Origin of the sequence: Nocardioides sp. (assembly GCF_024509035.1) — a bacterium.
Lineage (GTDB): Bacteria > Actinomycetota > Actinomycetes > Propionibacteriales > Nocardioidaceae > Nocardioides.
The window spans coordinates 1-6662 of the sequence record NZ_JANINT010000122.1 but is presented as its reverse complement, the minus strand read 5'-3'; the positions used below and the strand labels follow the sequence as shown (position 1 = coordinate 6662).

Sequence of the window (6662 nt, the reverse complement as noted above, 5' to 3'; positions counted from 1 at the left end):
TGCTCGTCGGCATGGGCATCACCTCGCTGTCGATGGCCGCCGCGGCCGTCCGGCCCGTCGGTGCGCGGCTCGCGACCGTGTCGATGGACCTGTGCGAGGACGCCGCCGAGGTGGCCCTGGCCGCCACCGACCCCGCCTCCGCCCGCGACGCCGTCCGCGCGCTGCTGCTGGGCTGACTCCCCCCCGTTGAGTCGTGACTTCTGCACGTCGAATCGTGACTTCTGCGCGTCCATTCGGGAGTTGACGTCGGCCGCGCTGCCAGAACTCCCGACTCGACCGTCAGAAGTCCCGACTCAACGTCGGTCAGACGTGCAGCCAGGCGAGGACGGCCCGCACCCGGCGGTGGTCGTCCTCGTCGATGGGCAGGTCGAGCTTGGTGAAGATGCTGTTGATGTGCTTGGCCACGGCCTTCTCGGTGACCCCGAGGTGGGCGGCGATCGCGGCGTTGGAGCGGCCCTCGGCCATCAGGCCGAGGACCTCGCGCTCGCGCGGTGAGAGCCGGTCCAGCGGCTCGTCGCGGCGCCGGGCCATGACGGTCGCGACGACCTCGGGGTCGAGGACGGTCGCCCCGGCCGCGACGCGGCGCACGCCGTCGACGAACTCCGCTACGTCGGAGACCCGGTCCTTGAGCAGGTAGCCGATCGCGCCGACCCCGCTGGCCAGCAGCTCGCGGGCGTAGAGCTGCTCGACGTACTGCGAGAGCACCATCACCGGGAAGCCCGGCCGGGCCGCGCGCACCTCGATCGCGGCCCGCAGGCCCTCGTCGGTCTGCGTCGGCGGCAGGCGTACGTCGAGCACGGCTGCGTCGGCGTCGGGGTCGAGCAGCGCCTGGGCGAGGGCGGGGGCGTTGTCGACCGCGTGCAGGATCGTGAACCCGTTGCCCTCGAGCAGCTGGATCAGGCCGGCCCGGAGGAGGGCGTGGTCCTCGGCGAGGACGAGCCGGAGTCCGGTGTCGGGGACAGCGGGCACGGGACCTCCAGCGTGATCAGGGTGGGCCCGCCGGCCGGGCTCGACACCGACATCGTGCCGTCGAAGGCCGCGAGCCGGCGCATCACCCCCAGCATGCCGGTGCCGGAACCCGTGCCGGAACCTGCGCCGGAAGCCGGATCGGCGCCGCCGCGCCCGTCGTCGCCGACCACGGCCCGCAGGACCCCGCCGTCGTGGGTGATCGTGATCCACGCGTTCGCGGCCCCCGCGTGCTTGCCGATGTTGGCCAGGCACTCGGCGACCCCGAAGTAGACGCAGGCCTCCACCGGGGCGGGCGGCCGCCCGTCGAGGCGTACGTCGACCTGCACCGGGATCGCCATGTCGAGCGCGATGGCCGCCACCGCACCGGAGAGTCCGCGGTCGGCGAGCACCGGCGGGTGGATGCCGCGCACCACCGAGCGCAGGTCGCCGATCGCGGCCGCGGTGGTGCTCCGGGCGTCCTGCACCAGCTGGCGGGCCCGCTCGGGGTCGTCCTCGAACGCCGCGTCGGCCATGCCGAGGCTCATCGACAGGGCGACCAGCCGCGCCTGCGCCCCGTCGTGGAGGTCGCGCTCGAGGCGGCGCAGCTCGGCTGCCGAGTGGTCGACGACATCGGCGCGGCTCTCGGTGAGCACCTGCACCCGCTGCTCGAGCCTCTCGGTGCGGCTGTAGGCGAGGAAGAACCTGTCGAAGTAGGCGCGGGCCGTCATCAGCGGTGGCGTCACGAACCACCAGATGAAGCCTGTCGCGACGCCGAGCAGCAGGATCAGCACGAGCAGCGAGACCACCAGGCCCACGACCGGCGCGATGAACACCCACGCGAGGTCGCGCCAGGTCATCGGGTCGGCGACGACGACCCGCGCCTTGTCGAAGAACCCGCCCGGCGGCAGCGGCCGGTAGGGCACCGGCACCGGCTGGCCGAGGACCTTCTCCGCCATCGACCGGTGGGCGTTGGCGATCCACCGGGTCGCTGCGAGGGTGCCGGCGAGCAGGCCGAGCCCGACCCAGACCACCACGAGCACGCCGCCCACCACCCACAGCACGGCGAGCACCAGCAGCGCGATGGCGAGGAAGAACTGGGCGACGGCGTACCCGGTCAGACGGAGGCGACTCACGCCCCCATCCTCCCGGGAACGCCCGCCTCGCGCAGTGGTGCAGGCACCACCTCGGGCGGGGTCCCTGCGCTACTGACCGCGCGCCCGTGCGACCCGAGGCTGGAGGCACAACGACACCTTCCGGACCCAGGAGAGACGGCCATGGGCAATCCACTGACAGCAGTACCGATGAGAGCGGCGCGCTGGAGCGCCGAGCACCCCTGGCGCGCGATCCTGGCGTGGTTGGCGTTCCTGGCCGTGGCGGTGGGGTGCGCGGTCGCGATCCCGACCCAGGAGACGACCGACGCCGACTACCGGGTCGGGGAGTCGGGTCGTGCGGACGCGATGGTCACCGAGGCCGGACTGACCCAGCCGGACACCGAGAACGTGCTGATCACGGCCCGGGGCGACCACCTCGACCCGGCGGCCGCCGAGCAGGCCGCGGACGCCGTGGCGTCGGCCGCCCGGGATGCCGAGCACGTCGCCGGGGTGAGCGACCCGCAGTGGAGCCCCGACCACAGCGCGATGCTGGTGTCGGTCGAGCTGGCTCGCGACAGCGAGGACGTGACCGACCTCCAGCAGACGGTCCGGGACGTGCAGGCGCAGTACGACGGACTCCGCATCCGCCAGGCCGGCGACGTCACCATCGACGACGCCATCAACGAGCGCGTCGGCGACGACCTCGGCTCGGCGGAGACGACGAGCCTGCCGGTGACCCTGGCGCTGATGCTCCTGGCCTTCGGCGCGTTGATCGCTGCCGGCATCCCCGTGCTGCTGGCGGTCTCGAGCGTCGCGGCGACGATCGGGGTGATGGCACCGCTGTCGCACCTGATCCCGTCCGACCAGACCACCTCGAGCATGATCGTGCTGATCGGGATGGCGGTCGGCGTCGACTACTCGCTGTTCTACCTCAAGCGTGAGCGCGAGGAGCGGGCCAAGGGCCGCACGACCCTGGACGCGGTCGAGGTGGCCGCGCAGACCTCGGGGCACTCGATCCTGGTCTCCGGCGGCGCCGTGATCGCCGCGATGGCCGGGCTGTTCGTGGTCGACGACGCGACGTTCAGCTCGCTCGCGATCGGCTCGATCGTCGTGGTCGCCGTGGCGGTGCTGGGCTCGATCACCGTGCTGCCCGCGCTGCTGGTCAAGCTGGGGCGTTGGTCCGACCGGCCGCGCGTGCCGCTGCTGTGGCGGCTCAACCGGCGGATCGGCCGGGGCGGCCTGAGCCGTCGGCTGCTCGGCCCGGTGGTGCGGCACCCGCTCGTGGCGCTCGGGCTGTCCTGCCTGGTCGTCGTCGGCCTCGCCGTGCCGGCGCTGGGGATGAAGACCCACTCCGCCACGCTCGACACGCTGCCGACCTCGATCCCCGAGGTGCAGACCGTCAAGGCGATCAGCGTGAGCTTCCCGGCCGACGAGGGTGCCAGCGCCAACGTCGTGGTCAGGGGCGACGCCGCGTCGCAGCCCGCCGTCGAGGCGGCGCTCGAGGACCTCACGGACCGCGCGGTGGCGACCGGCCACTTCGTGGCCTCGGGGCGCGGCGTGCAGACCTCGGCCGACGGGACGACGTCGCTGGTCGTGCTCGGCATGCCCTACATCGAGACCGACGAACGGGTGAACGGCGCCGTGCGCGAGCTGCGCGACGACCTGGTGCCCGCCGCGCTCGGCGACCTCGGGGGCGAGCACGCCGTGGGCGGCTGGGCCGCCGAGGACCTGGACTTCGCCGAGCACCAGCAGGGCCGGCTCGGCCTGGTGATCGGGTTCGTGCTGCTGCTGACGATGCTGATCATGGTCACGACGTTCCGCAGCATCGTGCTCGCCGGCGTCTCGACCGTCCTCAACCTGGCCTCGGTGTGCGTCGCGTTCGGCGTCGTCACGCTGGTCTTCCAGCACGGGTGGTTCCACGGGGCCCTGGACTTCACGACACCGGGGTTCGTGATCGACTGGATCCCGCTGTTCGTGCTGGTGGTGCTGGTCGGGCTGTCGATGGACTACCACGTGTTCGTGCTCAGCCGCGTGCGCGAGCACGTCCGTCGCGGCCTGCCCACCCGGCTCGCGGTCGAGCAGGGCATCACCGACACCGCCGGTGTGGTCACCAGCGCCGCCGCGGTGATGGTCTCGGTGTTCGCGATCTTCGCGACGCTGAGCATGATCGAGATGAAGATGATGGGTGTCGGGCTGTCGGCGGCGATCCTGCTGGACGCGACGCTGGTCCGGTTGGTGATGCTGCCGGCGATCCTGGTGCTGCTGGGCGAGCGGTCCTGGTGGCCCGGACGCCCCGAGCGTCCCCGCGGCGTCGAGATCAGCGAACCGGATCCGGCGTACGTGCTGTCCGGTCGCTGACCCGGACCTCCACCGGTACGCCGTTGAACGCGGCGTTGCCGGAGACGTCGAGCAGCTCGGGGTCGGTGAGGTCGTTGATGGACACCCCCGGGAGGTCGACCGCCTGTGCGAGGCGGACGCCCTCCCGGCGGTGTCCGTAGCCGTGGGGGAGGCTCACGACGCCGCGCATCACGTCGTCGGTCGCATGCACCTCGACCTCGACGCTGCCGACCCGCGACCTGACCTCGACCAGCGCGCCGTCGGCGATGCCGCGCTCGGCGAGGTCGTCGGGGTGCATCAGCAGCTGGTGGCGGGCCCGGCCCTTGGTGAGCCGGGTGGTGTTGTGCATCCAGGAGTTGTTGTCACGCTGGTGACGTCTGCCGATGAGCACCAGGCCGCCCGGCTCCGGCGCGGGGACGGCGGCGAGCCGCTCCAGGTCCGCGAGGACGAGGTCGGGTGCGGCGTCGATGCACTTCTCGCGGCGGGGGAGGCGCCCAGGGAGCTGGCCGGCCCGCAGCGGCCCGAGGTCGACGCCCTCGGGGTGGCGCCGCAGGTCGCGCAGCGTGACCCCGGAGGAGCCGCGCCGCAGCAGCAGCGCGATCTGTCGCGTCGGGCTGACGGCGAGCCGGGTCTGGAGCAGGAGCCGCTTGCGCAGCGGGAGCTTGGCATCCAGCCGCTGCTGGGTGCGGCGCACGATCTCGCGGTAGATCTGCCAGTCGTGCATCGCGCCGTCCTCGGGCGGCAGCACCGCGGGGGTGAACCGGGCGGTGTTGCGCACCGCGAGCAGGTGGAAGACCAGGTCGTAGTGGTCGCGCTCGAGCGCGGTGGTCGGCGGCAGGATCACGTCCGCGTGCCGGGTGGTCTCGTTGACGTAGATGTCGACGGCCGCCATGAAGTCCAGGCCCGCCAGCGCCCGGTCGAGCCCACCGCCGTCCGGGGTGGAGGAGACCGGGTTGCCGGCCAGGGTGAGCAGCGCGCGGACCTGGCCCTCGCCCGGGGTCTCGATCTCCTCGCGCAGCACCGCGACCGGCAGCTCGCCGCCGGACTCCGGGAACCCCCGCACGCGGCTGCGCCACAGCCCGTGGTGGCCACGCCCGATCAGGCCCGCTCCGACGGCGTCGATCGCGGGGCTGGTGAACAGCACCCCACCGGCGCGGTCGAGGTTGCCGGTGAGCAGGTTGAGCAGCTGGATCGCCCACTGGCAGACGGTCCCGAACGGGTGGGTCGAGACACCGACCCGGCCGTACGCCGCCGCGCCGTCGGCCGCGGCAAAGTCCCGGGTGATCCGCCGGATGTCCTCGGCCGCCACCCCCGTGGCCTCCGCCGCACGCTCCGGGGTGAAGGGGCCGACCGCATCACGCACCCGGTCGAGCCCCTCGATGTAGCCCGGCGGACGGACCAGCTCCTCGTCGTACAGCACGTGGAGCATCGCGAGCAGCAGGTGCGCGTCGGTGCCGGGGCGGACGAAGACGTGCTCGTGGGCGGCCTTGGCGGTCTCGGTGCGGCGCGGGTCGAGCACCACCATCCGGCCGCCGCGCGCGTCGAGCGCGCGCAACCGGGCCGGGAAGTCGGGCGCGGTCATCAGCGAGCCGTTCGAGGCCATCGGGTTGGCCCCGACCACGAGGAAGTACGACGTGCGGTCGATGTCCGGGATCGGCAGGAACAGCTGGTGGCCGTACATCAGGTGGGCGACGAGCTGGTGGGGCAGCTGGTCGACCGAGGTGGCGCTGAACTTGTTCCTCGTCCGGAACGACTTGAGCATCGCCGTGCCGTGGGTGAGCGAGCCCAGGCTGTGGGCGTTGGGGTTGCCGAGGTAGATCGCCAGCGCGTCGCGACCGTGGTCGTTGATCGCCCGTGCGAGCCCGTCGGCGACCTGGTCGAGGGCCTCGTCCCAGCCGATCTCGGCCCAGGTGTCACCGACCCGCCGCACCGGGCGCCGCAGCCGGTCGGGGTCGGCATGGACGTCGGCGAGCGCCGTGCCCTTGGGGCAGATGTGACCGCGCGACAGCGGGTCCGACGGGTTCCCGCGGATCCCCGTCACGCGCCCGTCCTCGAGGGTGATCTCGAGACCGCAGATCGCCTCGCACAGGTTGCAGACGCCCAGCTTCTTCTCCACCCCGGTCACCGCCCCTGCACGATCCGCGGGGCGGCCTCGGGCCGCAACCAGGTGAGCAGCCAGCGCATCTGCCGGGGGTTGCCGACCTGGGTGCAGCCGGCGGTCGGCGCCCACCGGTGCCCGGGCTTGGAGGTGTGGTAGAAGATCCCGCTGCCCTTGCCGGGCACGGG

At 72.9% G+C, this 6662-nt stretch carries 4 protein-coding genes; 1 reads left to right on the top strand and 3 read right to left on the bottom strand.

The window, feature by feature from the left end; genetic code table 11:
- Positions 1 to 303 precede the first annotated feature (303 nt).
- Positions 304 to 969 carry a response regulator transcription factor gene (locus tag Q0L15_RS10215; RefSeq protein WP_296604104.1) on the bottom strand — a complete coding sequence of 222 codons (666 nt, stop codon included), beginning with the start codon at positions 967 to 969 and terminating at the stop codon, positions 304 to 306.
- Positions 897 to 2081: a sensor domain-containing protein gene (locus Q0L15_RS10210; protein WP_296604103.1), complete on the bottom strand. Its 1185-nt coding sequence runs from the start codon at positions 2079 to 2081 to the stop codon at positions 897 to 899. Before Q0L15_RS10210 ends, Q0L15_RS10215 begins: the two co-directional genes overlap by 73 nt.
- Positions 2082 to 2249: 168 nt before the next feature.
- Here Q0L15_RS10210 and Q0L15_RS10205 point away from each other — a divergent pair, with 168 nt between their 5' ends.
- Positions 2250 to 4397 (top strand): MMPL family transporter, encoded by a 2148-nt coding sequence (locus Q0L15_RS10205; RefSeq protein WP_296604101.1) that lies wholly within the window; start codon positions 2250 to 2252, stop codon positions 4395 to 4397.
- On the opposite strand, the gene Q0L15_RS10200 is transcribed toward Q0L15_RS10205, so the two are convergent.
- Positions 4357 to 6501, bottom strand: coding sequence for a molybdopterin-dependent oxidoreductase (locus Q0L15_RS10200; protein ID WP_296604099.1), 2145 nt, complete (start codon positions 6499 to 6501; stop codon positions 4357 to 4359). The two genes, Q0L15_RS10205 and Q0L15_RS10200, sit on opposite strands and share 41 nt — an antisense overlap.
- Positions 6502 to 6662 lie beyond the last annotated feature (161 nt).

Coding starts and splice junctions, on each gene's coding strand:
- Q0L15_RS10205 (WP_296604101.1), top strand. CDS start 2,250: ATGAGAGCGGCGCGCTGGAGCGCCGAGCACCCCTGGCGCGCGATCCTG.